Genomic DNA, 24,874 nt, shown 5'->3' on the forward strand with positions numbered 1-24,874 from the left:
TTATCAGTGATCTGTTATCAGTGATCTGTTATCAGTGATCTGTTATCAGTGATCTGTTATCAGTGATCTGTTATCAGTGATCTGTTATCAGGGATCGGTAGATTGTCTAGAAATAGAAAGCCCTTTCTTTAAACGATAATCGGGACAACCAACGACGCACAACCCACAATTCCTCAAAGGTTGTCTAATTCGTTTGTTTTAGCAATGATATCAGACATCGCATATCCCTTGCGAAATAAATAAGCTTGAAATTTTTGTTTTTTCTTCTGTAGATCCGAATCCGTTAATTGCTCCCATTTATTTTCGCTAATGCGATCAAACGTTTCGTAGTATTCTTCATCGTTAATTTCAGTTAGAGCAATTGTGATTAATCGACTATTGATATTTCTGAATTTTAATTCGGAGGTAATCCTGTTTTTGCCCCAGGCACTTAATCTGTGTTTGCCTCTTACAAAACTCTTTGCAAAGCGTTCTTCATTCAAGAAGTTGTGTTCGATTAGGTGTACGATGATTTCGTCGTGTATTTGGGGCGTTATACGCAACGAAAATAGTTTGTTGACTACTTCTGAGTGACAACGATCTTGGTAAGCGCAATAGTGCTCTAATTTGCGTTTAGCATCTTCAAATGAAAGGTAGTTGGATTCTTGATTCAATGTTGTATTTTTTTACAAAGATACTCAACCCCGTGCAAAGTTGACAAGGTCTTACTTGGTTAAAGGGGGATGAAATTTTATTTAGTAAATAAATTGAATATGTGCGTTTCGTTTTGTAGTTTTCCTTTTAGAAAAATAACAACAAAGACTATGAGTATTAATAGAAGTTTTTTAGTAGAACTACAACACGAAATAGGAAGTACCAGGAAGATTATTGCTTGTGTACCTACCGATAAATGGGATTGGAAGCCTCATGCTAAATCGATGAGCTTAGGTGATCTATCCAAACATATTGTTGAATTGATCCTTTGGACCGAGCTAATCACGCAACAAGAGAGCTTAAATTTTCATACTGATTACAAGCCATTGGAGGCTAAAACGACAGCGGAATTGTTACAGTTAATCGACGAGTACGAGAAACGCGTGGTAAAGGCTGTAGAATCTATGGCAGAAGAAGATTGGGGGAAGATGTGGGCATTAAAAGCAGGAGAACATACCATTATGGAAATGCCAAAGGTTGGCGCCAATCGCTTTGTTGTAAATAACCATATCTACCACCATAGAGGACAATTATCTGTTTATTTACGTTTGCTAGATGTTCCGATTCCTGGAATGTACGGACCTTCTGCTGATGATGCCAAATAGCGTTGTATCGTCAAGATTTAGAGAGCAATAATGATTAAATACAAAAAGGCTGATAACTCATTTGTTATCGGCCTTTTACTTTAGTGCACTATACCAGTCACTTTGTACTGTGCGCTATAGTCTAACGGTAATCAATTTAAATAGGAATAAAACCTTGACTTTGTTCTCTTTTATCGGTAGAAACAAAGGGAAACAATCCGTGGTTGGAGTTCAGTAGCTTTGGGTACTACTTCGATAATCTTTCCAACGTGATCGTTGTTGTAAATGTTCTAATTTCATTGTCGTTGTCATCTGTTTCAATGTGTTTTTCTACTGTGACAAATTTAGTTGCCTTTGGATCTGGGGCATCAAATATAATAGACGGTACAACTTCATTATAGAGGTCAATAAAATTCAGCTGTAATTTTTGATCCTTATACGCCAATTGCGTTACACTAATCTCTCCATACTTATCGTGGGAAAGACCATTGGTATCAGTTGAAAACCGATAAGTACCACTAAAATCCTCGTCTTCCTCATCCTCTACAGTGAGTTGCCAATTGCCCTTTGCGTTAAAAGTGCTACCCGAATCGTTTTCTTGGGATTGTTTGTCGTTCGAATCATCTGAACTACAAGCAACAAAAAGGAATATTGCGCTTGCAAGTAAGCTCATAATAAAAAGTACTTTTCTCATTTTATTTTAGGTTATTTAATTTTATTTTGTATTCTTTTTAAAATGAATCTGCAGGCATTTCATCTAAAATTCTGCAATTCACAATACACCCTTTCCTCCTGAAAGTCTTCATAGTGAAAGTTGTTTTGCTTTTATCTTCTTTTGCAGTTGTTTAGGTTAGGTTGTCGTTAAAATCGATAGCTTATACTCAACCCTGTACGCAATCCTACCCACGGCATTTTGCCTTTCAGTTTGATTCCATTATCACTTATTTCATAGTCTATTTTATCAAAGCTCTCTTTCAAATCTTCAGCAAAATGGAGTAGTTCGGCTTGTTCTTCCTTACTTATGTTTCTTTGCGCAGCTAGATCAACAGTTGCAGACCCAAAATTTCCACCTATAATTTGCCAATCTAAATAAATATGACTGCCTAAATGCCATTGAATGCCGAAGTAAAGTCCAGCTGAAAGCGCCTTAATATCTCCTTTAAGTGGTAAATTGGGATCTTCTCCCAGCAAGAGCAATTCTGGGAACTGATACTCATAATTCAATGTTGTTTTTTCCGTCTTTGCAAAAGCAGCAATGTAAAAACCGTGAAAAACACCTTTTTTTCCCAAGTAGAGCTTGAGCTCTGGAGCCAAAGAAAGATTAGCGTATTTCAAATGGTTGATATCAAAAGTTCCTCCATCCTCTTGATCGCCGTTTTCGTTTCCTATTATTTTTTGCAGGGTGTTTTTAAACGGAGCTTGATTTTCGGGACGGTAATTTGCCGTAACCCCTATTGTCAAACGCCCAATTACCTTGCGTTCATAGCTCAAGGAACCCATTCCCCAAGTTAAGGGAACAAGATTTGCTTTGATCATGTTGTTCTTGGTTAACCGCACACTATCCGTTGAAAGAGGGAGAGAATCTTGGGCATATAGTACAGGGCCGGCGAAGAACAAAAAAAGAATAACACAATACTTCATGAATGGACATTTTAGGTTTTTGTTTAGGCAATACTACGAACTAAAGCAAGGTGAAAACATACCCATTAGTCGGTATATTTCCCTGTTATATTTTGTTTTTTGTTAAAAAATTGGCTTAAGTCTCAAAAAAAACAGTATTATTGATATATGTTTAGGTTGTTTATTGATTTCACCCCCTTTGTTATCTAAACCTCTTATTTTGTTTTTTCGTAAGAAAAACACCTTTCAACTAATTGATAATTGACCTTACTACATGAACGTATCTATCAAATCTTGTGTAACCTGCTTCTTGCTAGTGGTGTTGCTTTCTCCTTCTTCGGTTCGAGCTTCTCTCGTTAGTTCCCCATCAGCAGTTGACTCTATCGTGTTTCGATATACTACTGATCCAGCCGCAATGACTTCCGATGCTTTTTCGTCTCTCATTGATCTCTCGTATGACTATAGTGATCAGATGCAATTTGACGATTGCAACAAACTGCTGACTTTTCTCTTTACTTTTGCTCAAGACAACCAATCGAGAAAAGGTACGCTCTATCATGTTCATGGCTATAATCATGCACGTCAACGAAAAAACAGACAGGCAACGGAAGATTATCTCAAGAGTGCTGAGCTGAGACGAAAGACGGGAGAAGATTTAGTATTGAACTATACGCTTTCTAATTTGGGTAAGGTTTTCTATGATATGGGTGATTATGTTCAAGCGATTAACGCTTATAAAGAAGCACTTGAGGCTGCACATCGGATTAATGATAAGACCTGTATAGCTCTTGCACTGAATGGAATTGGGATTGTTCTTTCGGATCAAAAAAAATACGAGGAGGCACTCGAATACTTCTCTGAAGCAACGGTGAACTATACCCTGGCTAAAGACAGTGCAGGTATGGGAAGGAACTACTTTGATATAGGTGAAATAAAGTATCTCTTAAAGCAGCCTGCTGCAGCTCTTGATTATTTTGATTTAGCGCTTGAAATCGGACAACAAGTAGGCGATGAACTGCTAGTCTCATATAGTCAACATCGAATAGGGACAATTTATTTTGATCAGCAACAGTATAAAGAAGCAGAGGAGTATTTTATACAGGGATTAGAGGTGCGTGAAAAAGCCAGCTATCCTTTGGAAATGGCTCTTTCACATCTGGATTTAGCTCGTTTATATCAAGCTACACAGCATTTCGATAAAGCCATTATGCATGCTTTTAAAGCTAGAGAACTCGCCCAACAAACAGACTTTTTAAAAGGACAGTATCTTGCCGTAGAACTATTAGCCGACTTGTACGAGATACAGCAACAATACCAACAGGCATTGGTCTTTCAAAAAGAGAGAAAACAATTAAATGACAGTTTGTTTTCTGTGGATAAAAATCAAAAAATAGAAGATTTTAATACGGAGATTCGCATAGAAAAAGAGACAAATGCGCTTAAGTTGAGCTATATCAAGCAAAAAAACAACTTGTTTTTACTCAGTTTCGCATTAAGTGGAATCGCTCTGGCTCTCACGATTTATTTTTTGCGCTTAAAAGCGAGAAACAAAAGAAAGTTTGAATATCAAATCAAACAGTTAGAAACAGAGGCTGAAAAACAGACGATCTTAGGGGTTTATGAAGAGCGAAAGCGCATAGCTAGGGATGTACACGACGATTTGGGTTCGAGTATTTCGGGGATTAAAATGCTCAGTGAGCTTATTTTTGATCAAACAACTGATCCGAATTTAAAACAGAGTCACGCCAAATTACTCCTGATGCAAACGGAAGTAACCGAAAAAGTTCGCGATATTATTTGGATGCTGAATTATGAGAATAATACCCTAGATAAACTTGCGTGGTATTGTAAGAGTTATACCGGAAAGATACTAGAAAACTTTCCAATAAAAATTAAAACGAGAACTGAAGGTACAATCCCCGTAGTGAAAATAAATGATGATATTCGGAAGAGTTTTTTCCTCTGTCTTAAGGAGGCATTAAACAATATTTTAAAACACGCCAAGGCCTCTCAAGTAGAGTTGATTTTTCGGTATGAACAGTCTTCTTTTAGCATTGAGGTTCGAGATAACGGAAAAGGATTGGATAAAAATGCGATGAAAGGATTTAAAAATGGGATGGAGAATATGAAAAATAGAATGCAAAGCATAGAAGGAAGATTTGAAATACAATCCAACGCACAGGGTACCTGCGTGATTTTTTCTAAAGATATTCCCCAAAAAGGGGATTGATTCTTTCGGTATTTTAGTTCAACTTACCTCATTCAAATAAAAGTACTATGAAAGAGAAGAGAACAGTTGTGATTTTAGAAGACGATAAGAATTATAGGGAATCTATACGATTGCTGCTCGATTATTCGGATTCGTTTACTTGTCTTCAAACCTTCGAGACCGTGAAGCAATTTTATCGGGCCTTTGATTCGATAGATCCTGATGTTTTTTGGATTGATTTACATCTACAAGATGGATCTGGTATTGATGTGATTCGCTTCATCAAAAAAAATAGACCCAGTGCCCTGTGTATGGTATGTAGTTTTTTTGACTGTGAGGATATTATCTTCAAGGCTTTAAAAAACGGTGCTGATGGTTATTTACTCAAAGGAGAACACAACAAAAAGTACCTCGAAGCCTTGCAGGATATATATGATGGAGGAGCTCCAATGAGCGCAGCTATTGCCAAAAAAGTGGTGCTCTCGTTCAAAGATTATAAGGCTATACAAGAGAGTTACAATTTAACGGAAAGAGAAAAAGAAATCCTTGATTATCTTTCGAAAGGAGCACAATACAAAGAAATTGGTGCACTATTATGTGTGAGTACAGAAACGATTAAAAAACACATCAAAAATATTTACGGTAAATTACATGTAAATAATAGAACAGAAGCAGTGATTAAGTATTATGGGTTAAAATAAAAAAATCTTGCCTATATAGAAGAAGGGGATTCTAGTGTATAGCGTAGAAATAGAACCCGCAATAAGTAGTTCCTTTTTTTGCCTTGCTATAGCCTGATTGGTATTTTTGAAGATTTAAATAAGGGAGGAGTTGTTTCTTATTTAAAGTCCGTTTCAAGTGAGGAGTTTTTACCAATTAAAAACTATTTTATTCAAAATACTGAAAAGGTGTTCAATCAAGAAAACCAAAAACAAGCTAAAAAATGGAATGTTTATTTAGCTTCAGGAACTTTTATGTGTGAAAAATTAAAAAGACGTACTGCAACACTTACAAAAATTAATGAGCTTAATTATTTGTATATTTTGGATTTAAGTACGGACAACACTAGTCAAACGATTGCTGAAAAAGATTTTCAAACTTTAGAATGTGCAACATTTACAAAGGAAAAGGTCAGTTATTTAAGGTAATATGTTTCTTTCTTTTTTAACTTTTGATAGATAATTAAGATAATAAACCTGTAATCTATATAATAAGAATGTGTTTCAATATAACGATGTATTGTTCCTAGGTTGGTGTGACCACGTATTATTACTCAGCTTAATGATTGTTTAAGAAACAAAAATGAATCAAATTAGGGAAATTTAAAAAGTATAGGGCTTGTCTTTTGATTAGTCCCTTTTTTCAAATTGTCGGCTAAAACACAAATAAAAAACCCTGACTACGTAGTAATCAGGGTTTTTAGTGCCCGGAGTGGGAATCGAACCCACACTCCTAGGAACACGAGTTTGAGTCGTGCGCGTCTACCAATTCCGCCATCCGGGCATTTGGTGTTGAATTGTGAGTGCAAATTTACAGAAAAAAATAAGCTAGCAAAGAAAAAAAGCAAAAAAATCGTTCTAGTCAATTAATATTTTATAAATTTGCATCGCTGAATTACAATAAGGAGGTACTAACTAACAACATAACAACTAATTAGAAAAAATGTTAAATCCTGAATCAGAAGCAAAAATTTTTGCTTGCTCGCAAAGCGTTGAGTTAGCGGAGAAGATCGCAAAGGAATATGGTGTAGAATTGGGTAAAGCAACCTTATCACATTATAGTGATGGGGAATTCCAACCCTCTTTTGAAGAATCAATTCGAGGAAGACGAGTTTTCCTTGTTTGTTCTACATTCCCCTCATCAGATAACCTAATGGAATTATTGTTGATGTGTGACGCAGCTAAGAGAGCATCTGCGCGCCACATTACTGCAGTAATCCCTTATTTTGGATGGGCTAGACAGGATAGAAAAGACAAACCAAGGGTTCCAATTGGAGCGAAGTTAGTTGCAAAATTATTAGAATCAGCTGGTGCAACGAGAATCATGACGATGGATTTACACGCAGATCAAATCCAAGGATTCTTTGAAAAACCAGTAGATCATTTATATGCTTCTACTATATTTTTACCCTATGTAAAGAGTTTAAATATAGAAAATCTTACCATTGCATCGCCAGATATGGGAGGTTCAAAAAGAGCCTATGCATATTCTAAGTTTTTAAATTCAGATGTTGTAATCTGTTACAAACAAAGAAAAGAAGCAAACGTAATCGAGAAGATGGAGCTTATTGGAGACGTAAAAGGACGTAACATTATTTTGGTTGACGATATGATCGATACAGGAGGAACATTGGCAAAAGCGGCTGATATGATGTTGGAAAGAGGAGCGTTGAGTGTACGTGCTATTTGTACACATGCAATCTTATCAGGAAGTGCTTATGAGAAGATTGAAGAATCTTCGTTAACTGAATTAATCGTTACAGATTCAATTCCGTTGAAAAAGCCATGTGACAAAATTAAAGTACTTAGTTGTGCGCCCTTGTTTGCAGAAACAATGCACAACGTGCAGTCGAACTTATCGATTAGCAAAACATTCGTAATGTAAATTATTAATACTAAATATTTAAAGTAATGAAATCAATTACAATTAAAGGATCAGAAAGAGAAAGCGTAGGTAAAGTTTCTACTAAAGCCTTACGTAATGCTGGAATGGTTCCTTGCGTAGTATACGGAGGAGAACAATCAGCAATCCACTTCACAGCAGAAGAGAAAGCATTCAAAAGTTTAGTTTACACTCCTAATGTACACACTGTTGTGATTGAATTAGAAGGTGGTAAAAAAATCAATGCAATTTTACAAGATATTCAGTTCCACCCGGTATCTGATAAAATCTTACACATCGATTTCTACCAATTATTCGACGATAAAGAGATCACTTTAGAAGTGCCTATCAAAATTTCAGGTAACTCTAAAGGAGTTATGGCTGGGGGTGTATTAAACATCAACAACCGTAAATTAAAAGTTAGAGCTTTACCAGCTAACTTACCTGACTTCGTAGAAGTAAACATTTCTAACTTAGAAATGGGTAATAAATTATATGTTACAGATGTTACAACTGATAACTATAAATTATTACACCCAGATAACACAGTAGTTTGTCAAGTGAGAATTTCTCGTGCAGCAATGAAAGCAGCTCAAGAAGCAGCGAAAGCAGCAAAAACTCCTGCAAAGAAAAAATAATTTCAGCTTATATAAATTATTGCAAAGCGCCTGTATTTTTACGGGCGCTTTTTTTATTTGTCCAAAATAACTTTTGGAATGGCTTGGCTTTGCGTTATTTTTGTACGCTGAAAATAAGTAACATAGTACAATGAAAAAGTTTTTAATTGTTGGTTTAGGAAATATTGGTGTTGAATATATTCATACCCGTCATAATATAGGATTCAAAATTGTAGATCAGGTGGCCCGTGATTTAGGAGGAGACTGGCAAACGGTAAAATTAGGAAGCTTAGCAGAAGTGAAAATTAAGGGAAGAACACTGTTATTGCTCAAGCCCAATACCTTTATGAATCTAAGTGGTAAGGCCGTTCAATATTGGATGCAAAAAGAAAATATCCCCTTAGAAAATATTTTGGTCGTAACAGATGATTTGAATATTCCCTTCGGAACAATTCGAATCAAAGCCAAGGGATCTGATGGTGGACACAACGGATTAAAGAATATTCAGGCGGTTTTAAACCATACGAATTATCCGCGTTTTCGATTTGGTATTAGCGATGAATTTAAGAAAGGGCAGCAGATCGACTACGTGTTAGGGGATTGGACTGAGGAAGAGAAAGAAAAGCTCGTAGAGCGTCTAGAAACCTCTTCTAAGGCTATTCAGGAGTTTGCTCTAGGTGGTTTGAACAATGCCATGAATATGTACAATGCTAAATAGAAGTTAGTCTTTGATTCAATGAAACAAATTATAACCACCTCGCGTCTCATTTTAAGGGAACTTCATCCCAATGATGCACAGGCATTTTATGATTTGAATGCGAATCCCAATGTGATTTGCTATACGGGAAATACTGCGTTTCGCGATGTGGCGGAAGCTCAAGAATTTCTAGCACATTACTGCGATTATCAAGTGAATGGATATGGACGATGGGCCGTGATTTTAAAGGATTCAGGGCGATTTATAGGTTGGTGTGGATTGAAGTTTGATGGAGATACTCAACAAACAGATATCGGCTTTCGCTTTTTTGAAGAAGAATGGGGAAAGGGATATGCAACGGAAAGTGCGGAAGCCTGTTTAAAAATGGGATTTGATGTGTTTGAATTGAACTACATCATTGGTCGAGCGATGAAAGCGAATATCGCTTCTATACGCGTTCTGGAAAAAGTAGGACTTACCTATGAGAAGGATATAGAATTAGATGGCGTAGCTGCGGTCTTATATAAAATAGAAAAATAAAAAACGGGAATCTTTGGATTCCCGTTTTTTGTTCTTATTCTGCTTTGATAGCAATGTGTAATTCTTCTAATTGTTCAGGGCGAATCGCACTTGGCGCGTCAATCATAACGTCTCTTCCTGAATTGTTTTTAGGGAAAGCAATGAAATCGCGAATCGTTTCTTGTCCTCCTAAAATAGCTACTAGACGGTCTAATCCGAAGGCTAATCCTCCGTGTGGCGGTGCTCCGTATTGGAAGGCATTCATCAAGAATCCGAATTGTTTTTCTGCTTCTTCTTTCGAGAAACCTAAGTGTTTAAACATTAATTCTTGCGTTGTTTTATCGTGGATACGAATAGAACCTCCTCCAATTTCGTTCCCGTTTAAAACCATATCGTATGCATTGGCACGAACTTTTCCTGGATCCGTATCTAACAAGGCAATATCCTCTTGCTTTGGGGAAGTAAATGGATGGTGCATCGCGAAATAACGCCCTGATTCTTCATCCCATTCAAATAAAGGGAAATCAATTACCCATAACGGAGCAAATTCGTCTGGTTTTCTCAAGCCCAAACGGTTTCCTAATTCCATGCGCAAGGCACTTAATTGTGCTCTTGTTTTATTTGCAGGTCCTGAAAGAACGAAAATAATATCTCCAGCTTGTGCACCTGTAACAGCTGCCCATTGTTTTAAATCTTCTTGGTCATAGAATTTGTCTACTGAAGATTTGAATGAACCATCCGCCTCGCATTTACAATACACCATTCCCGAAGCTCCAACTTGAGGGCGTTTTACCCAGTCGATTAAAGCGTCAATTTCTTTTCTCGTATAAGCAGCTCCGCCTGGTACAGCAATACCCACTACCAATTCAGCACTGTTGAAAACACCAAAATCTTTGTGTTGCGCTACAGCGTTTAACTCCCCAAACTTCATTCCGAAACGAATATCTGGTTTGTCATTACCATACGTACGCATCGCTTCTTCGAAGGTCATGCGTGGGAATTTGTCAATTTCAACACCGTGAATCGATTTCAATAAGTGTTTTGTCATTCCTTCGAATGTATCCATAACATCCTCTTGATCAACAAACGCCATTTCACAGTCGATTTGAGTAAACTCGGGTTGTCTATCTGCACGTAAGTCCTCATCGCGGAAACATCTCACGATTTGGAAGTAGCGATCCATACCCCCAACCATCAACAATTGTTTGAACGTTTGTGGGGATTGTGGCAAAGCATAAAATTGTCCTGGATTCATACGAGAAGGCACGATAAAATCACGCGCTCCTTCAGGTGTAGAACTGATTAAGTAAGGGGTTTCTACCTCACAAAAATCTTGTGCTGAAAGATAATTTCTAACCTCCTGTGCTACTTTATGTCTGAAAAGTAAACTGTTTTTTACGGGATTTCTACGAATATCCAAGTAGCGATATTTCATTCGAATATCTTCTCCACCATCGGTTTCATCCTCAATAGTAAAAGGAGGAACACTTGATTCGTTCAAAATCGTTAGTGACTCAACTAAAATTTCAATATCCCCAGTTGGCATATTTGGATTTTTAGATGCGCGTTCGATTACAGTTCCCGTTACTTGGATTACATACTCACGACCTAAGTTTTTTGCAGTTTCGAAAACGGTTTTATCTGTTCGCTCTGCATCAAAGATCAATTGTGTAATACCATAACGATCGCGTAAATCAACCCAAATCATAAAACCTTTGTCACGGTGTTTACTCACCCAACCTGAAAGGGTAACAGTTGTATTTATATCAGAAGCGCTTAAAGCTCCACAAGTATGAGTTCTATACATGGTAAAAAATTATTTCTGCAAATTTATAAACTTATTGTGAATCGGAGGTCATTTGCTTGAAGAATGTAGTTGTAAACTACTGAATTTCTTGTGGCAAAGCTTCCTCTCTTTTTTTGAATTGGATAAATAGATAGGCTAACATTGCACCACAGAGTGCCATACCTGCGCCTACCCATTCAGGCGAATTGTAACCGAACCCCATTGTAATGGGAATACCTCCTAGAAAGGCACCCAAGGCATTACCAATATTAAAACACGCTTGTCCTGCTGATGCGGCTAGCATTTCGGATCCTTTGGCATTTTTAATTAATAACATTTGTAACGGTGATCCTATCGTAAAGGCAACTAATCCTGTTACTAAGGACATCGCATAAGCCATCCATTGAATATGAACTGTATAATAAACAATGAGTAAACACAGGGCCATTAAGGAGAATGAAAAAATAACGGCCTTCGCTGGTGAAAACGTATCTGCAATTTTTCCACCTACAAAATTACCGAGAAACATCCCTAGTCCGACCAAAGTCATAATAATGGGAATATTCGCATCAGGAATCAAAGCAATATTCGTCATCATCGGTGCAATATAACTGATCCAAGCAAATAGCCCTCCTGTTCCAATAGAAATTAGAGCGACTAAAATCCAAGCAATAGGCGTTTTGAAAAAGGCCATTTGTTTTTTGGTGTTGGTCGTGGTATCTGCTTGTAGTTTTGGAATCCAAAAGTAAATAGACAAGGTCGTTACTACCCCAAGAGAGGCGATTAACATATAGGCTTCACGCCACGAAAAGTGTTGACCGATCCACGTACTAAGCGGAACCCCTACTAAGTTGGCTGTGGTTAATCCCGCAAACATAATCGAAACAGCTTGAGCTTCTTTTCCTTTTTGCGCTAGTTGCGTTGCAACAACTGATCCTACCCCAAAGAAAGCACCATGAGGTAATCCCGACATAAAGCGCGTTGCGATTAAGATGGGATAAGAAGGAGATAGTACAAAAAGAACGTGAAAAACGGAGAATAACAGCATTAAAGCCATTAAAACCTTATGTGGAGCAAATTTGTTGGAAGACATCACAAGTAAAGGAGCTCCAACAACCACACCAAGGGCGTAAGTTGATATAAAATTTCCTGCTTTTGGAATAGATATCTGTAAGTCTTTCGCGATTTCAGGAAGAAGTCCCATCATCGAAAATTCGGTCATACCGATGGCTAATCCACCAACAGCAAGTGCTAATAAGCTTTTATTCATTGAATATAGTGTAAAATTTAAATTATTCTTTTCCTCTTTCGTATTGAGGGGCCCACGGAATTTCTACTCCTAATTGGCGAGCGGCGGTCATAGCAAAGTGTGGGTCTCGTAAAAATTCGCGTCCAACGAAAATTAAATCTGCTTCATTTTGCTGTAAAATGGCCTCTGCTTGTGGACCTGTCTTAATTTCTCCTACAGTTCCAATAATTCCGGTTGTATTGGCTTTGATTGCTGCTGCATAAGGGACTTGATAATTTGGTCCCGTTGTGATTTTCTGCTGCCTTACACCACCGCCTGTGCTTACATCAATCACTTCTACGCCTTTATCTTGTAGTATTTTAGTAAGTGCAACGCTTTCTTCAAGGGTCCAACCGCCTTCAGCCCAATCTGTAGCCGAAATTCTAACCCATAAACTCTGTGTCGTAAGCACCTGTTGAACCGCATCGACTAGCTCTACCAAAAATCGGATTCTATTTTCAAAGCTTCCTCCGTATTCATCTGTTCTGTTGTTAATTAAGGGAGAGAAAAATTGATGAATGAGATAGCCGTGAGCACCATGGAGTTCAATAATCTCATAACCGGCTTTAATTGAGCGAATGGCTGCCTGTTTAAAGGCTTCTATCGTTTGTTGAATCTCCACTTTTGTTAAAGCAACTGGAGGGTGATCGTGATCGTTAAATGGGAGGGTTGAGGGCGCTACCGTTTGCCATCCATTGTGTTGATGAGGTAAAATCTGATCTCTCGTAATCCACGGCTTTTCGCAACTTGCTTTGCGACCTGCATGGGCGAGCTGAATACCTGGAATACAATGCTGTTCTCGAATGAATTGTGTAATCTGTTGTAATTTAGGGATATGGTCATCAGACCAAATGCCCAAATCACCATACGTGATTCTCCCTTCAGGAACAACCGCTGTTGCTTCTTGTATGATCGCCGCCGCTTGGCCTGTAGCAAATTGACCGAGGTGGACTAAATGCCAATCGGTCGCAAAACCATCCGTAGCAGTGTATTGACACATCGGTGAAACAATAATTCTATTTTTTAAGGTGTGATTTTTTAATCGAAGTGAACGAAATAATAAATGCATACTGTTGTTTTTGAGTGGTTGAAAAAAAAAAGCTTACTGATCAGTAAGCCTTATAGTTATTTCAGTTGAACAAAAAGATTGTTGGCAATCTTTTTAGTAATCGTAATTTTTGTACCGTTAATTTCTACTAAGTACGATTGATCAAAAGGCTCAATTTCCAAAATTACAATCTCACTGCCTAAGGCAATTTTTTGCTTGTCTAAATACTGTAAGAATTCTGCTGATGAATCTTTTACTCCAACGCAAATGACTGCTTGTTGAACTTTTATTTCAGCTAGAATTTTCTTCTTGATCTGCTTAATCTCCCCTTTTGCATTAGGAATAGGGTCTCCATGTGGATCTTCTGTCGGAAAACCAAGATACGCTTCTAATTTGTTAATTAACTTTTCCGACTTAATATGCTCTAGTTCTTCTGCTACATCGTGAACTTCATCCCAACTAAAGCCTAGTTTATCCACTAAGAAAACCTCCCATAAACGGTGTTTTCTCACAATCATCTTAGCTGCTAGAAGCCCTTCTGATGTCAAGCGAACTCCTTGATACTTTTGGTAAGTAACTAGTTTCTTCTCATTCAATTTCTTGATCATATCCGTTACCGAAGAGGCTTTGGTCTCTATTCGTGCAGCAATTGCATTCGTAGAAATTCCATTCTCTTCGCCTTGTGATAAATGGAAAATAGTTTTCAAATAGTTTTCTTCTGAATACGTAAGCATGGAGTTGTTTTTTATGAAATACAAATTTACATCTTTTTTTATTTAAATAATATTTTTAGCTTTGTCTAAATTTTAATTTAATATAACAGTAAATATTTTTTTATGCGAGTATTAATAAGTTTTGTGTTTCTTCTTGTCATTGGTGGCTCAGTTGAAGCTCAAACTATTCAAGGGAAAGTTACTTCTCAAGGAGAAGCCTTGTCGTACGCTAGTGTTTCTATCGAAGGCACTTCAAAAGGAACAACAGTAAATGATCAAGGAAAATATAAAATTGAAGGAGTTCAACCAGGTACTTATCTTGTAAATGCGGAGTTTGTGGGTTTTAAGAAAGCTTCGAAAAGAATCATAGTGAAAGAGAATCAAGAAGTTGTTACATTAAACTTTGAGCTACAAGAAGATTCTAGTTTAGAGGAAATCGTAATTTCAGGTTCATTAAAACCCGTTTTAAAATCTGATGCAGTTACGCCAGTTGAGATTTATACGCCAGCTTTTTTTGAGAAGAATCCAACGTCAAATTTATTTGATGCTGTACAAATGATTAATGGAGTACAGCCTCAATTGAATTGTAACGTGTGTAATACGGGCGATATCCACATCAATGGAATGGAAGGGCCCTATACCATGATTTTGATTGATGGAATGCCAATTGTCTCTTCTCTTTCTACGGTTTATGGATTGTTTGGAATTCCCACTAATATGATTGAACGTGTAGAAGTCGTGAAAGGTCCTGCTTCTTCGCTATATGGAACAGAAGCGATGGGAGGAATTATTAACGTAATTACCAAAGACCCAGAACATGCAGCTAGATTAAGTGTGGATGCTTTCAGTACAACATGGTTAGAAAATAACCTCGATGTAGGGGCTGGATACAAATTAGGCAAAAAGGTCAATGGGCTATTTGGAGGGAATTACTTTAAGTTCGGTGAGCGAAAAGACAAAAACGGCGATGGATTTACAGATGTAACCCAACAAGAACGCGTTTCGTTGTTTAATAAATTTAGTTTGCAACGTCCAGAAAATCGCATAGCGAGTTTGGCGTTGCGCTATGTATATGAAGATCGTTGGGGAGGTGAAACCAACTGGGATCGCAAGAAGCACAGGGGAGGAGAGGAAGTATATGCTGAGAGTATTTTTACCAATCGATTTGAGGCAATAGGAATGTATCAATTGCCAACGACAGAAAATATTTACACCCAGTTTTCCTATATCTATCACAATCAAAATTCGATGTATGGCCCCGAGTCGTACGATGCGAAACAACAAGTAGCTTTTGCACAAGCTTATTGGGATAAAACGATTGGAGATCACAGCTTGTTAGTTGGTGGTTCATTTAAGTATACGTATTACGATGACAATACACGTGCAACGGGAATTTACGATGAAAACGGGTTAGTTAAAAACCAACCCCAAGAAACGCCAATTCCTGGATTATTTATTCAGGATGAATGGTCGTTGAACAAGCAAAACAAACTATTGCTTGGGTACCGTTTTGACTATGACAAAACACATGGAGGTATTCACTCGCCTCGTGTAGGATATAAATTTGCACCGAATTCCAACCACGCGTTGCGCGCGAGCTTTGGAACAGGATTTAGGGTAGTTAACGTGTTTACCGAAGATCACCGTGCCTTAACTGGAGCAAGGGAGGTTGTATTTGCGGAAGCCTTAGATCCTGAAAAATCCTACAATGTCAATTTGAATTATACGGTTAAGGTACCAACCAATTTTGGAGCTTTTAATTTTGATGTCAATGGGTTTTATACCTATTTTACGAATAAAATTGACGCGGATACCGATACGGATCAATACAAAATTATTTACGCGAACTTAGATGGACATGCCATTTCAAAAGGTATTTCGTTGAATATGGATGTCGCTTTTGACTTTCCATTGAAGTTAATGGCTGGGGTTACGTATATGGATGTGTATCGAAAGGAAGATGGGCAGCGCGAACAAATTTATCACTCGCCAAAATGGTCTGGGAATGTGTTAGCGAGCTATAATTTTGGTAGTGGTTTCACGGCAGATTTAACAGGTGATTGGAAAGGACCTATGCGCTTGCCGAGAGTAGAAGATGATTATCGACCTGAATATTCACCTTGGACCGTTATCGCCAACGTACAAGTAACGAAAAAATTTGGTGATAAATTTCAAGTATATGGAGGAGTGAAGAACCTTTTCAATACACTTCCAAAAGAAGATACAATTGCAAGATGGTGGGATCCATTCGGGGAGCCAGGTAATGGGGTTACTCCGCCTCCTGGTAGAACGGATGTTATTTTTGAACCCAATGATTATAGCTATACCGCTTTGCAGGGAATTAGAGGTTTTATCGGTGTTCGATATAGTATTTTTTAAATTAGTTAGTCCATGAGAGGGATAAGCAGCAAAAAAATCCTCGTTTTAAGCGGGTTGATCTTGTTATTCACCAGTGGAATGAAAGCACAAGAAGTAACCTTTTCCACCTTGGAGAAGCATAAGGAGGCAAAAACAAAGCCTATTGTGGTGTTTCTCCATACCAATTGGTGTACTTATTGTGCGTTGATGAAGAAAAAAACGTTTGCCAATGAAAAGGTACAAGAAGCCTTAGAGGAAAAAGTCTATTTTATTTCGTTTGATGCAGAATCAAAGGAAAACATTCGCTTTAGAAATAGAGATTTTGTCTTTAAGAAGAAAGGACTCCAATCGGGTGTGCATGAATTAGCTGAGGCTTTAACGGCTCAAAATGCTTATCCCGCCTTGGTGTTTTTAAATGAAAACTATGAAATCATACACCAACAGTATGCTTATGTTGGTCCAAAAGAAATGCTTCAACTCTTGAATGCATTGTAGGAGACTACGTGTTATTTTTCTTTAAAAGCACTGTAAATCAAACGGATTTACGGTGCTTTTTTTATTTTATTCAACTAAAATTACGCATATAACTAAAAAATTAGTTTGATAACTAAATTTTTAGTTATATGTTTGTTTGAGTCAAAAGAGAAAAAATGGAAAAATTAACCAACAAGGAAGAAGAAATCATGCACATCCTTTGGAAGTTGCAAAAAGGTTTTATCAATGATATATTGGCAGAAATGCCAGAGCCAAAACCTCATTATAATACTTTATCTACGTTAGTGCGTATTTTAGAAGAAAAAGGAGTAGTGTCTCATCATGCTTATGGCAAATCACATCAGTATTATCCTGTTGTAACGATGGAAGCGTATCGCGCTATGTTCATGGAAGAAACGATGCATAAGTATTTCGATAATTCATTTAGCAATTTGGTCAACTTTTTTGTCAAAGACAAACAGGTTTCCCAAGAAGAATTGGAGGAGATATTGTCTATTATAGAACGCAATAAAAAGTAATCTTTAACGCCCAAAACCTGTAGTTTATGCATTCATTCGTTGAATATCTATTGAAAGTAAACGGCCTACTCGTTGTAGTCTTAGCTTTTTATTATTTGGTTTTGAGAAAAGAAACGTTCTTTTCTGCTATTCGCTACTATTTTTTAGTGGGAATTGGATTGAGTTTTATACTACCACTCTTGCGTTTTACCCAAACGGTATATGTAAAACAGCATATCGATTGGTCGGCTTTGCTCCAACAGGGAAATGAAGATGTACTGGTGGAAGAGCAATTGAGTTGGCTAGCTGCCTTAAACTGGCAAACGATTCTTGCCTATTTAGTACTAACGATAAGTAGTGTGCTTGGTTTGATTTTCGTTTCGAAAGTGATGCGATTAACGCGTTATGTTATGCAATTGCCTCGTTGGACTGACCACGCGAAGATCAAAATAGACGGAACAACACAAGAGGCGTATTCGTTTTGGAATTGGATTGTTTTACCCAAGCAATATGGAGAAAGTGAAACACTAGCAACCATTATCCAACATGAACAAGTACACGTAGAAGAAAAGCACTCTATAGATCTTCTTTTGATTTCCGGCATACGACGTATTTTTTGGTTTAATCCCCTGTTGATTTTGTTGGAACAAGTCATTCGATTAAACCTTGAATATAGTGTGGACCAAAAGGTCTCTGCTGTACAAAATAGCTATGAGTATCAAATGACCTTAGTGCGTTTTGAACAAACGAAAGGATCTGCGATGCCTTTGGTCAATTCTTTTGGATCTTCTGATCTCAAAAAAAGAATCATTAAACTCAACCAACCTAAATCTAAAAATATGAAAAAATCAAAGTTTGTTTTATGTCTACCCTTGGTGGTGGGATTCTTTTTGCTTTTTCAAGTGAAAACCAAAGCAGAAGTCGTTTTTGTAGATCAAGAACAAATGGGTAGTAATACAGAACAAGAGCCCGAAAAGACAAAGCATACGGGTGAAGTAACAGAGGAGAGTGGAGAAAGCCTTCCCCTAGAACAACAAGAAACGGCAGCAGTAAAAAAGAAAGAAGAGGACAAGTCTCAAGTCGAAAAATCTGCTGAGAAAAAAGCGGGTTCCGTGCAAATTATAAAAAGGGATGCGGATGGTAACGTGGTATATCAAACGGATGATGCAACGGATGAAGAATTGGTCAAGTACAATATAGTTCGAATGGATAATGGTAAGGGATCTTTAAAACAATTTAAAATTGTTACATCGGAAAACGGTACAACAAAGGGACGTATTTATATCAATGGTAAAGATTATTCGTTGGAGGAGCTTGCCAAATTAGGTCTGGAAGTCAGTGAAGATGAAATCTCGTATTCATACACTATAGATAAAGAAACACTGTTGGGAGATGCTCAAAGAATGAAAGAAATAGTAGACAACAAGAAAGAGCAATCAAGAAAGGAAAAAGAAGACGCTCGAAAAAAAATGGAAGAATCGAGAAAGCAGATGGAAGCCTCGCGAAAAGAAGTAGAAGCTTCTCGACAAGAAATGGAAAAGTCGCGAAAGTACATGGAGGCCTCTCGAAAAGAAATGGAACGGTCAAGAAAAAAGCTGGAAAAATCGAGAATGCAACAGTTGGAGGGAATAAAGGATAAATTAATTATCTACAACGGAAAAGAAATGTCCTTGGAAGAATTGGAAAAAATAAGTCCTAATGGATTGGGAGGGGGAACGATTAAGATTTATAGTACAGAAGAGAGTATTGAGAAATATGGAGAGAAGGGCAAAAAGGGTGTTATCGTTGTGACTTCTGGCTCGAATAGCGGGAATAAAGCCACGAAGCAGTCATTTAGTATTACTTCTATGCAAGAAGGTGAAGGAGAATTTCTTTACGTTATCGATGGCAAAAGAATTAAACCGAGTGAGGTGAGTGCAATTAAATCCGAGGATATTGATCATGTGAATGTTCTAAAAGGAGAGATGGCAACGGAAAAATATGGAAAAGAAGCTGAAAAAGGAGTAATTGAGATTTTTAAAAAGAAATAGAGTATCACTTTTAAATTGAATGCGTTAGTTAGCAAAGACCTTCAACTTCGTTGAGGGTCTTTTTTATAGGGTTTGAAGATTTCCATTTTGCAGCTGTATGTATCTTGTGCGGATGGGAGTCAAAAGATGGGGGATGTGATTGACAAGGAGAATCCCTTTCGTTTTGACTTTTTGTTGTAAGACAGCAAGAAGCTGTTCTTGCAGCAGGGGGGATAATCCAGCGAAAGGTTCATCTAATAAAATAAACGGTTGAGGTAACTTAAGTACAAATAGCGTTTGTATAAGTTGTTAAATGCCTGTTGAAAAATGAGCGATGGGATGGTTCAGATGAGCCTCAAATTCAGCCCAATTCCAATATAATTTAGGTAACACATCTTTGAGCCGTAGTTGTTTTGGGAAAAAGCTAAACTGTGGTTTCAATGCAAAATAGCGCTGAAAGTGATTGGAGTTTTGAATGAACTTTTGATCCACTTTGAGGTGGATATGCTGTGGTTTCTTAGTGCCAAACAACACCTCGAGGAAGGTTGACTTTCCTGCTCCATTTGATCCAGTTAGCTCAATGAGCTCTCCTGTCTGCATCTGGAAGTACATATTATGGAGTATGACCTTGTTGTTGACTTGATAAACAAGGCTGTCTAAATAAAGCGTTGACATGGTTAGGGTGTTTTGAAAGAGGAAATCAAGAAAGCGAGTAGTAAGTTACTACCTAATAAAGCGAGGATCAAATGGAGGGGTTGCCATCCTTTGTTCTTAAAAAAGAATAATTCATAGGGACGAAACATCCAAAAATAGAGTAAGGCTAAAAACGTACCTAGCGTAGCCGGTATCCACCACCAAATAACGGTTGTCCAAGCAAGAGATGCCGTAACGACAAAGGATACTGGTAATAGGGATAAAGAATTTTACTCGCTTTTGTCATGCAAAACATATTTGAACCTAAGGTATTTGTTTTTATCGAGATAAATTCTTTTTCGCTGCTATTTTTAAGTAGAGAAATGGCAGGTCTACGTGCTTTCTATTTGCATATTTTCCTTCAGATTAACGGAATATGCTGAGGTTTTCGTATTGAAAAAAGCAATTAAAACAGTAGAATGCAAATCAAATAGCAAAGCGTTTAATTTCAATTGTTTTATTTATATTTGTCTATAAACTAATAACAACAATATGTATAAGATGTTACAACCAGCGCATTCAGGCGTTGCATATTTAGCATTGATTTTCTTGGTAATCGTAGTGATTAATGCTTTTGTAGGTTTAAGCTCTAAAAAAGAGTTTACAGATAAAGACTACAAATTAGGTTTGATTGGGTTAATCTTCTCTCATATCCAATTATTGTTAGGTTTAATCCTATATTTCGTTTCGCCATTAGTACAAAACTTTGGTGTAGCAATGAAAGACTCAACTTTGAGATTGTATGCATTAGAACACCCATTAATCAATATCATCGCTATTGCCTTGATTACGATTGGATGGTCTAAGCACAAAAAAGCAACAGAGAGCAATAAGAAATTTAAAATGTTTGCTGTTTTTTACACGATCGGATTAGTTTTAATCTTGTCTAGAATTCCTTGGAAAGTTTGGTTTGCATAATCAAAACACATAAAATCATTTAAAGAGAGCCTCAAGCTCTCTTTTTTTATTTTGGTACACTTCTTGTTTAGCTATACTGTCTATTTTTTAAATAGGAATCGTATGAAATACATTCAATATATCCTTTTTGCTTTAGTGATCTTCACGCTATCAAGTTTTGAAGAGGCGGGTAAAATAAAAGAAAAATCGAGACCGATTGCGATGCAATTGGGTCAAGTTATGGATACAGTAGCAATATTGGATTTGCCTGTTGTTGACGAGACAGATTCTATCGTTATGGCAGAAGTAGAAGAGGATAGCTACGAGGTAGTTAGTGATGAAACAAAAGCATCCTACTACCACGATAAATTCTCTGGTAGAAAGACAGCAAGCGGTGAGATATTTGATAATACAAAGTATACAGCTGCACACAAATCCCTGCCTTTTGGAACTAAAATAAAGGTGACTAATTTGAAAAACAAACGCTCTGTAGTGCTTACGGTAACGGATCGTGGACCTTTCGTAAAAGGGAGAGCGGTAGATGTTTCTAAACGCGCTTTCATGGATCTAACGGATAATATCGGCCGAGGCGTTTTAGATGTTAAGATCGAGCGTATTGTGGAAGAAATTTAAGTTGTCGGATTATTCTTGAATACAACTAGGTGTTACTTAATGGAACGAACAGTAAAGTTGTGGTGGTAGTTGGGGAAATTTTCTACAATTCGAGGATGTGGACCGCATGAATATGAAATTCTTCTTACCCTGTTTTTAGGGTAAGAAAAAAGATGAAATAATTCTAAATTAAAATCGTCCTCCATAGACTCCGCGTTTATGGAGGGCTTTTTTTAGCTGCAAAGGAGTAAAAGCATTATACCTCAGTGAAACGCTATAATGAGGCTTTTGTTTTCTCTACCAGGTCGTAAAAGGATGACTGGATAAATAGGAGTTGTAATACTCGATTTTACCTGTTACTTCCTCTCCTAACCACAGGGGTTTCTCAAAAGCTTCATTCTCGTCTTGTAGTTCTACTTCTGCTAGGATGAGTCCTTCGTTTTGACCGTGGAAAACATCGACTTCAAAAAGATGCGACCCGACAGGAATAACATATCTGGTTTTCGCAATGATGTGCTCTTCACATAAGTTTAGCAGTGCTTCTGCCTCTTTTAAATCGATTTCTTTTTCCCACTCGAATCGAGAGGTTCCCGTTGCATTACTTTTGCCCTTAATCGTCAGAAAGCCTTTGTCGTTCTTAATGCGAATACGTACCGTTCTATCCGCATGGCTGTTGAGGTACCCTTGAGCAATTGTGTTTTTAGTATGTGCTAAGGTTTCAAAGTTTGTTCTTTGGGTAAGAAATTTTCTTTCGATTTCAATCATAGGATATAAAATAAAGGTGTAAATTTATGCCAAGTTAGTCTCATTTCATCCTAACTGTTAAGAAAAAAATATATTTTTAAATGAAATTAAGATATATACTACAATCCCCTCAAGGAATTGAAGAGCTTTTTAATAAATATGTAGTTGACGGTAAAATATATACAAGTGAAGATATTTCATTTTTAGTTGATCTTGTACATATTTTTCGACCTCGAAATATAAAGAAAATTAATCGAGTTTCCATAGACTCTTTTACCTCCTATTTAAAAACACATGAAGTTGAACGCTTGGCTTTAGTGGAGTATTTGAAAGATATACTTTCGAATAGACGGTTTAGCCGAATGATTTCAGATGCGGGTATTTTACAAGATTCCGATTTCTTTTATGAAGTAAAAAAACGACTGTGGGCAAAGGTTCTTCCTTATCAACCGGAAAAGGACACTTATGAGTATGTGTTAAACCAAGTGTTTTACAAGCATACGGATGCGGCATGGGTAGATTTAATTCCCGAAGAGCAATTGCTTGAACTCTTTGATCAACTCAATTTTCAAGATATTTTTGCTAAAATATCAGATGAATCCGTTATGGGTGAACTGTTGAACTCTATTGGTTTGATTACCCAACGCATGAGTGGAAGAGCAATGGAAAGCTCCATTATCAGTATGGTGCCTGAATATTCTCATTTTGAAAGCCCCTTTCTGGCTTTAGAAAAAGAGTTTATGGAAGTGGCCTCAAGTATTTTAAAAGGAAATACAGTATATCTTACACCTAGTGATATTAATTGTAAGCAAATTAAGATCTTCCACAAGCAATGTATTGATTTTGTCAATCAAGCCTTTAAAAATAGTTCCAAATACGGAATATCTATTAAAGTTAACCAGAGTTTACTTCGGTTAAGACAGCAGCTTCAACGGATAGATGTCTTGTTGTCGTTGATTATCATTGAAGGAGAAGAGGTTGAGATCGAGAAGAAATCCAAGACCATTCGATTGGCTCGTAAATTAATTGATTACAACTGTTATAAGTACAATGTATCGGGATTAATCAAAGAGAGTACGCAATTGATTTCGTATGAAATCACACAACATACGGCCAAAACGGGAGAACACTATATCACCAAAACAGCTGGTGAGTATTGGCATATGTTTAGAGGGTCAATGGGAGCCGGTATTGTGGTAGGATTTATGTGTATTCTCAAGCTATTAGCGCATAAATTGGATGCGAGCATCTTTGGTCACGCGATGTTGTATAGTTTGAATTATGCTTTGGGATTCTGTTTGATTTATTTATTGGGCTTTACCCTAGCAACAAAGCAACCTGCTATGACCGCAGCAGCGATTATTAAAGCCATTGAAGATGGACAGAAGCAACATGTGGATAGCGTTGATAAACACATTGGGTTTGCTAAGCTTTTTGCAAGACTAGTGCGCTCTCAATTTATCGCTTTTATCGGTAACGTAATCTTGGCTTTCCCTATCGCTCTTTTACTGATGTGGGGGGTTGATTCTGCTTTCGATATCAATTTAGCTCAAAAGGAGTGGAAAGGCATGTTAATCGATGCTGATCCTATTGAATCTAAAGCTTTGTTTCACGCAGGGATTGCTGGTATTTTCTTGTTTTTATCAGGTATTATTTCCGGTAATGTATCAAACAGAAATAAACACAATCGCGTGTTTTATCGCATCCAAGAACACCCCTGGTTGAAACACAATTTTGGTATACAACGCTCTACAAAAATCGCCAATTGGGTCGATACCAAGTGGCCAGGAATAGCATCGAATATCTGTTTTGGTCTGTTTATGGGTACATGTGGGGCTATTGGTACCTTTATAGGTTTAGATATCGATATTCGACACATTACTTTTGTGAGTGGTAATATTGCTATTGGGTTTTATGGTTCAGGATTTGAAGCACCAACTTCTTTGTTAGTTTGGGCCTTTATTGGGATGTGGTTAATTGGATTTATGAACTTTATCGTAAGTTTTGGTTTGTCTATCTTATTGGCCTTCCGATCGAGAAATATTCCGTTCAAAGAAACGAGAGAACTTGCTCTAGCTGCTTTTAAGTACTTCAAAAGTTTTCCAATGGAATTCTTTATTCCTACAGGAGGAACCGTAGTGGAACAAACGACGGATAAATCACAGGATAAAAAATAATAAGAGCGCTAAATAAT

At 37.3% G+C, this 24,874-nt stretch carries 24 protein-coding genes and 1 tRNA gene; 15 read left to right on the plus strand and 10 right to left on the minus strand.

The window, feature by feature from the left end:
- Positions 1 to 173: 173 nt before the first annotated feature.
- Positions 174 to 653: a regulatory protein RecX gene (locus ACPDG9_RS11570; protein ID WP_430527903.1), complete on the minus strand. Its 480-nt coding sequence runs from the start codon at positions 651 to 653 to the stop codon at positions 174 to 176.
- A 150-nt stretch (positions 654 to 803) separates the two neighbouring features.
- Between ACPDG9_RS11570 and ACPDG9_RS11575 the strand changes: the two genes are divergently transcribed.
- Complete coding sequence (locus tag ACPDG9_RS11575; protein ID WP_430527904.1) at positions 804 to 1,298, plus strand: DinB family protein; 495 nt, start codon at positions 804 to 806, stop codon at positions 1,296 to 1,298.
- 226 nt (positions 1,299 to 1,524) lie between these two features.
- Here the strand turns inward: ACPDG9_RS11575 and ACPDG9_RS11580 are convergent, their stop codons facing one another.
- Together ACPDG9_RS11580 and ACPDG9_RS11585 are read right to left on the minus strand one after the other, a co-directional pair.
- Complete coding sequence (locus ACPDG9_RS11580; RefSeq protein WP_430527905.1) at positions 1,525 to 1,971, minus strand: hypothetical protein; 447 nt, start codon at positions 1,969 to 1,971, stop codon at positions 1,525 to 1,527.
- A 167-nt stretch (positions 1,972 to 2,138) separates the two neighbouring features.
- Entirely contained in the window at positions 2,139 to 2,918 is a 780-nt protein-coding gene (locus ACPDG9_RS11585; RefSeq protein ID WP_430527906.1) for a hypothetical protein, read from the minus strand.
- A 253-nt stretch (positions 2,919 to 3,171) separates the two neighbouring features.
- On the opposite strand from ACPDG9_RS11585, the gene ACPDG9_RS11590 reads away from it, so the two are divergent.
- From ACPDG9_RS11590 to ACPDG9_RS11600, 3 genes are all read left to right on the plus strand, one after another.
- Entirely contained in the window at positions 3,172 to 5,127 is a 1,956-nt protein-coding gene (locus tag ACPDG9_RS11590; RefSeq protein WP_430527907.1) for a tetratricopeptide repeat-containing sensor histidine kinase, read from the plus strand.
- 47 nt (positions 5,128 to 5,174) lie between these two features.
- Positions 5,175 to 5,807, plus strand: coding sequence for a LuxR C-terminal-related transcriptional regulator (locus ACPDG9_RS11595; protein WP_430527908.1), 633 nt, complete (start codon positions 5,175 to 5,177; stop codon positions 5,805 to 5,807).
- Positions 5,808 to 5,885: 78 nt separating this feature from the next.
- Positions 5,886 to 6,254: a hypothetical protein gene (locus ACPDG9_RS11600; protein ID WP_430527909.1), complete on the plus strand. Its 369-nt coding sequence runs from the start codon at positions 5,886 to 5,888 to the stop codon at positions 6,252 to 6,254.
- 275 nt (positions 6,255 to 6,529) lie between these two features.
- Here ACPDG9_RS11600 and ACPDG9_RS11605 read toward each other — a convergent pair.
- Positions 6,530 to 6,609, minus strand: a tRNA-Leu gene (locus ACPDG9_RS11605).
- Positions 6,610 to 6,768: 159 nt separating this feature from the next.
- Between ACPDG9_RS11605 and ACPDG9_RS11610 the strand changes: the two genes are divergently transcribed.
- The 4 genes from ACPDG9_RS11610 to ACPDG9_RS11625 all read left to right on the plus strand — a co-directional run bounded on the left by ACPDG9_RS11610 (position 6,769) and on the right by ACPDG9_RS11625 (position 9,561).
- Complete coding sequence (locus ACPDG9_RS11610) at positions 6,769 to 7,710, plus strand: ribose-phosphate pyrophosphokinase (protein ID WP_430527910.1); 942 nt, start codon at positions 6,769 to 6,771, stop codon at positions 7,708 to 7,710.
- A 26-nt stretch (positions 7,711 to 7,736) separates the two neighbouring features.
- The gene (locus ACPDG9_RS11615; RefSeq protein WP_430527911.1) at positions 7,737 to 8,345 is read left to right on the plus strand and encodes a 50S ribosomal protein L25/general stress protein Ctc; all 609 of its coding nucleotides are present in this window, start codon (positions 7,737 to 7,739) and stop codon (positions 8,343 to 8,345) included.
- 130 nt (positions 8,346 to 8,475) lie between these two features.
- On the plus strand, positions 8,476 to 9,042 hold the full coding sequence (gene pth / locus ACPDG9_RS11620; protein ID WP_430527912.1) for an aminoacyl-tRNA hydrolase: 567 nt from the start codon (positions 8,476 to 8,478) through the stop codon (positions 9,040 to 9,042).
- An 18-nt stretch (positions 9,043 to 9,060) separates the two neighbouring features.
- Entirely contained in the window at positions 9,061 to 9,561 is a 501-nt protein-coding gene (locus ACPDG9_RS11625) for a GNAT family N-acetyltransferase (protein WP_430527913.1), read from the plus strand.
- A 34-nt stretch (positions 9,562 to 9,595) separates the two neighbouring features.
- Here the strand turns inward: ACPDG9_RS11625 and aspS are convergent, their stop codons facing one another.
- The 4 genes from aspS to ACPDG9_RS11645 form a co-directional block, all read right to left on the minus strand.
- Positions 9,596 to 11,347, minus strand: a complete 1,752-nt coding sequence (gene aspS / locus ACPDG9_RS11630) for an aspartate--tRNA ligase (protein WP_430527914.1) — start codon at positions 11,345 to 11,347, stop codon at positions 9,596 to 9,598.
- Positions 11,348 to 11,423: 76 nt separating this feature from the next.
- Complete coding sequence (locus ACPDG9_RS11635; RefSeq protein ID WP_430527915.1) at positions 11,424 to 12,596, minus strand: MFS transporter; 1,173 nt, start codon at positions 12,594 to 12,596, stop codon at positions 11,424 to 11,426.
- Positions 12,597 to 12,618: 22 nt separating this feature from the next.
- Entirely contained in the window at positions 12,619 to 13,683 is a 1,065-nt protein-coding gene (locus ACPDG9_RS11640) for an NADH:flavin oxidoreductase/NADH oxidase (RefSeq protein ID WP_430527916.1), read from the minus strand.
- Positions 13,684 to 13,739: 56 nt separating this feature from the next.
- Positions 13,740 to 14,396 carry a metal-dependent transcriptional regulator gene (locus ACPDG9_RS11645; RefSeq protein ID WP_430527917.1) on the minus strand — a complete coding sequence of 219 codons (657 nt, stop codon included), beginning with the start codon at positions 14,394 to 14,396 and terminating at the stop codon, positions 13,740 to 13,742.
- Positions 14,397 to 14,498: 102 nt separating this feature from the next.
- On the opposite strand from ACPDG9_RS11645, the gene ACPDG9_RS11650 reads away from it, so the two are divergent.
- The 4 genes from ACPDG9_RS11650 to ACPDG9_RS11665 all read left to right on the plus strand — a co-directional run bounded on the left by ACPDG9_RS11650 (position 14,499) and on the right by ACPDG9_RS11665 (position 19,755).
- On the plus strand, positions 14,499 to 16,754 hold the full coding sequence (locus ACPDG9_RS11650) for a TonB-dependent receptor (protein ID WP_430527918.1): 2,256 nt from the start codon (positions 14,499 to 14,501) through the stop codon (positions 16,752 to 16,754).
- 12 nt (positions 16,755 to 16,766) lie between these two features.
- Positions 16,767 to 17,228 carry a thioredoxin family protein gene (locus ACPDG9_RS11655; protein WP_430527919.1) on the plus strand — a complete coding sequence of 154 codons (462 nt, stop codon included), beginning with the start codon at positions 16,767 to 16,769 and terminating at the stop codon, positions 17,226 to 17,228.
- Between the two features lie 155 nt (positions 17,229 to 17,383).
- A complete protein-coding gene (locus tag ACPDG9_RS11660) occupies positions 17,384 to 17,746 on the plus strand; it encodes a BlaI/MecI/CopY family transcriptional regulator (protein WP_430527920.1) in 363 nt (120 codons plus the stop codon).
- Between the two features lie 26 nt (positions 17,747 to 17,772).
- The gene (locus tag ACPDG9_RS11665; protein ID WP_430527921.1) at positions 17,773 to 19,755 is read left to right on the plus strand and encodes a M56 family metallopeptidase; all 1,983 of its coding nucleotides are present in this window, start codon (positions 17,773 to 17,775) and stop codon (positions 19,753 to 19,755) included.
- 288 nt (positions 19,756 to 20,043) lie between these two features.
- Here ACPDG9_RS11665 and ACPDG9_RS11670 read toward each other — a convergent pair whose 3' ends face one another.
- On the minus strand, positions 20,044 to 20,409 hold the full coding sequence (locus ACPDG9_RS11670) for an ATP-binding cassette domain-containing protein (RefSeq protein WP_430527922.1): 366 nt from the start codon (positions 20,407 to 20,409) through the stop codon (positions 20,044 to 20,046).
- A gap of 510 nt (positions 20,410 to 20,919) precedes the next feature.
- On the opposite strand from ACPDG9_RS11670, the gene ACPDG9_RS11675 reads away from it, so the two are divergent.
- Both ACPDG9_RS11675 and ACPDG9_RS11680 read left to right on the plus strand, forming a co-directional pair.
- Entirely contained in the window at positions 20,920 to 21,345 is a 426-nt protein-coding gene (locus ACPDG9_RS11675; protein WP_430527923.1) for a hypothetical protein, read from the plus strand.
- Between the two features lie 102 nt (positions 21,346 to 21,447).
- Positions 21,448 to 21,957: a septal ring lytic transglycosylase RlpA family protein gene (locus ACPDG9_RS11680; RefSeq protein WP_430527924.1), complete on the plus strand. Its 510-nt coding sequence runs from the start codon at positions 21,448 to 21,450 to the stop codon at positions 21,955 to 21,957.
- 276 nt (positions 21,958 to 22,233) lie between these two features.
- Here the strand turns inward: ACPDG9_RS11680 and ACPDG9_RS11685 are convergent, their stop codons facing one another.
- Entirely contained in the window at positions 22,234 to 22,701 is a 468-nt protein-coding gene (locus tag ACPDG9_RS11685; RefSeq protein WP_430527925.1) for a CYTH domain-containing protein, read from the minus strand.
- Positions 22,702 to 22,781: 80 nt separating this feature from the next.
- Between ACPDG9_RS11685 and ACPDG9_RS11690 the strand changes: the two genes are divergently transcribed.
- The gene (locus ACPDG9_RS11690; RefSeq protein ID WP_430527926.1) at positions 22,782 to 24,857 is read left to right on the plus strand and encodes a site-specific recombinase; all 2,076 of its coding nucleotides are present in this window, start codon (positions 22,782 to 22,784) and stop codon (positions 24,855 to 24,857) included.
- The last annotated feature ends 17 nt before the right edge of the window (positions 24,858 to 24,874 follow it).

Origin of the sequence: Myroides sp. C6-3 (genome assembly GCF_050522425.1) — a bacterium.
Taxonomy (GTDB): Bacteria; Bacteroidota; Bacteroidia; order Flavobacteriales; family Flavobacteriaceae; genus Flavobacterium.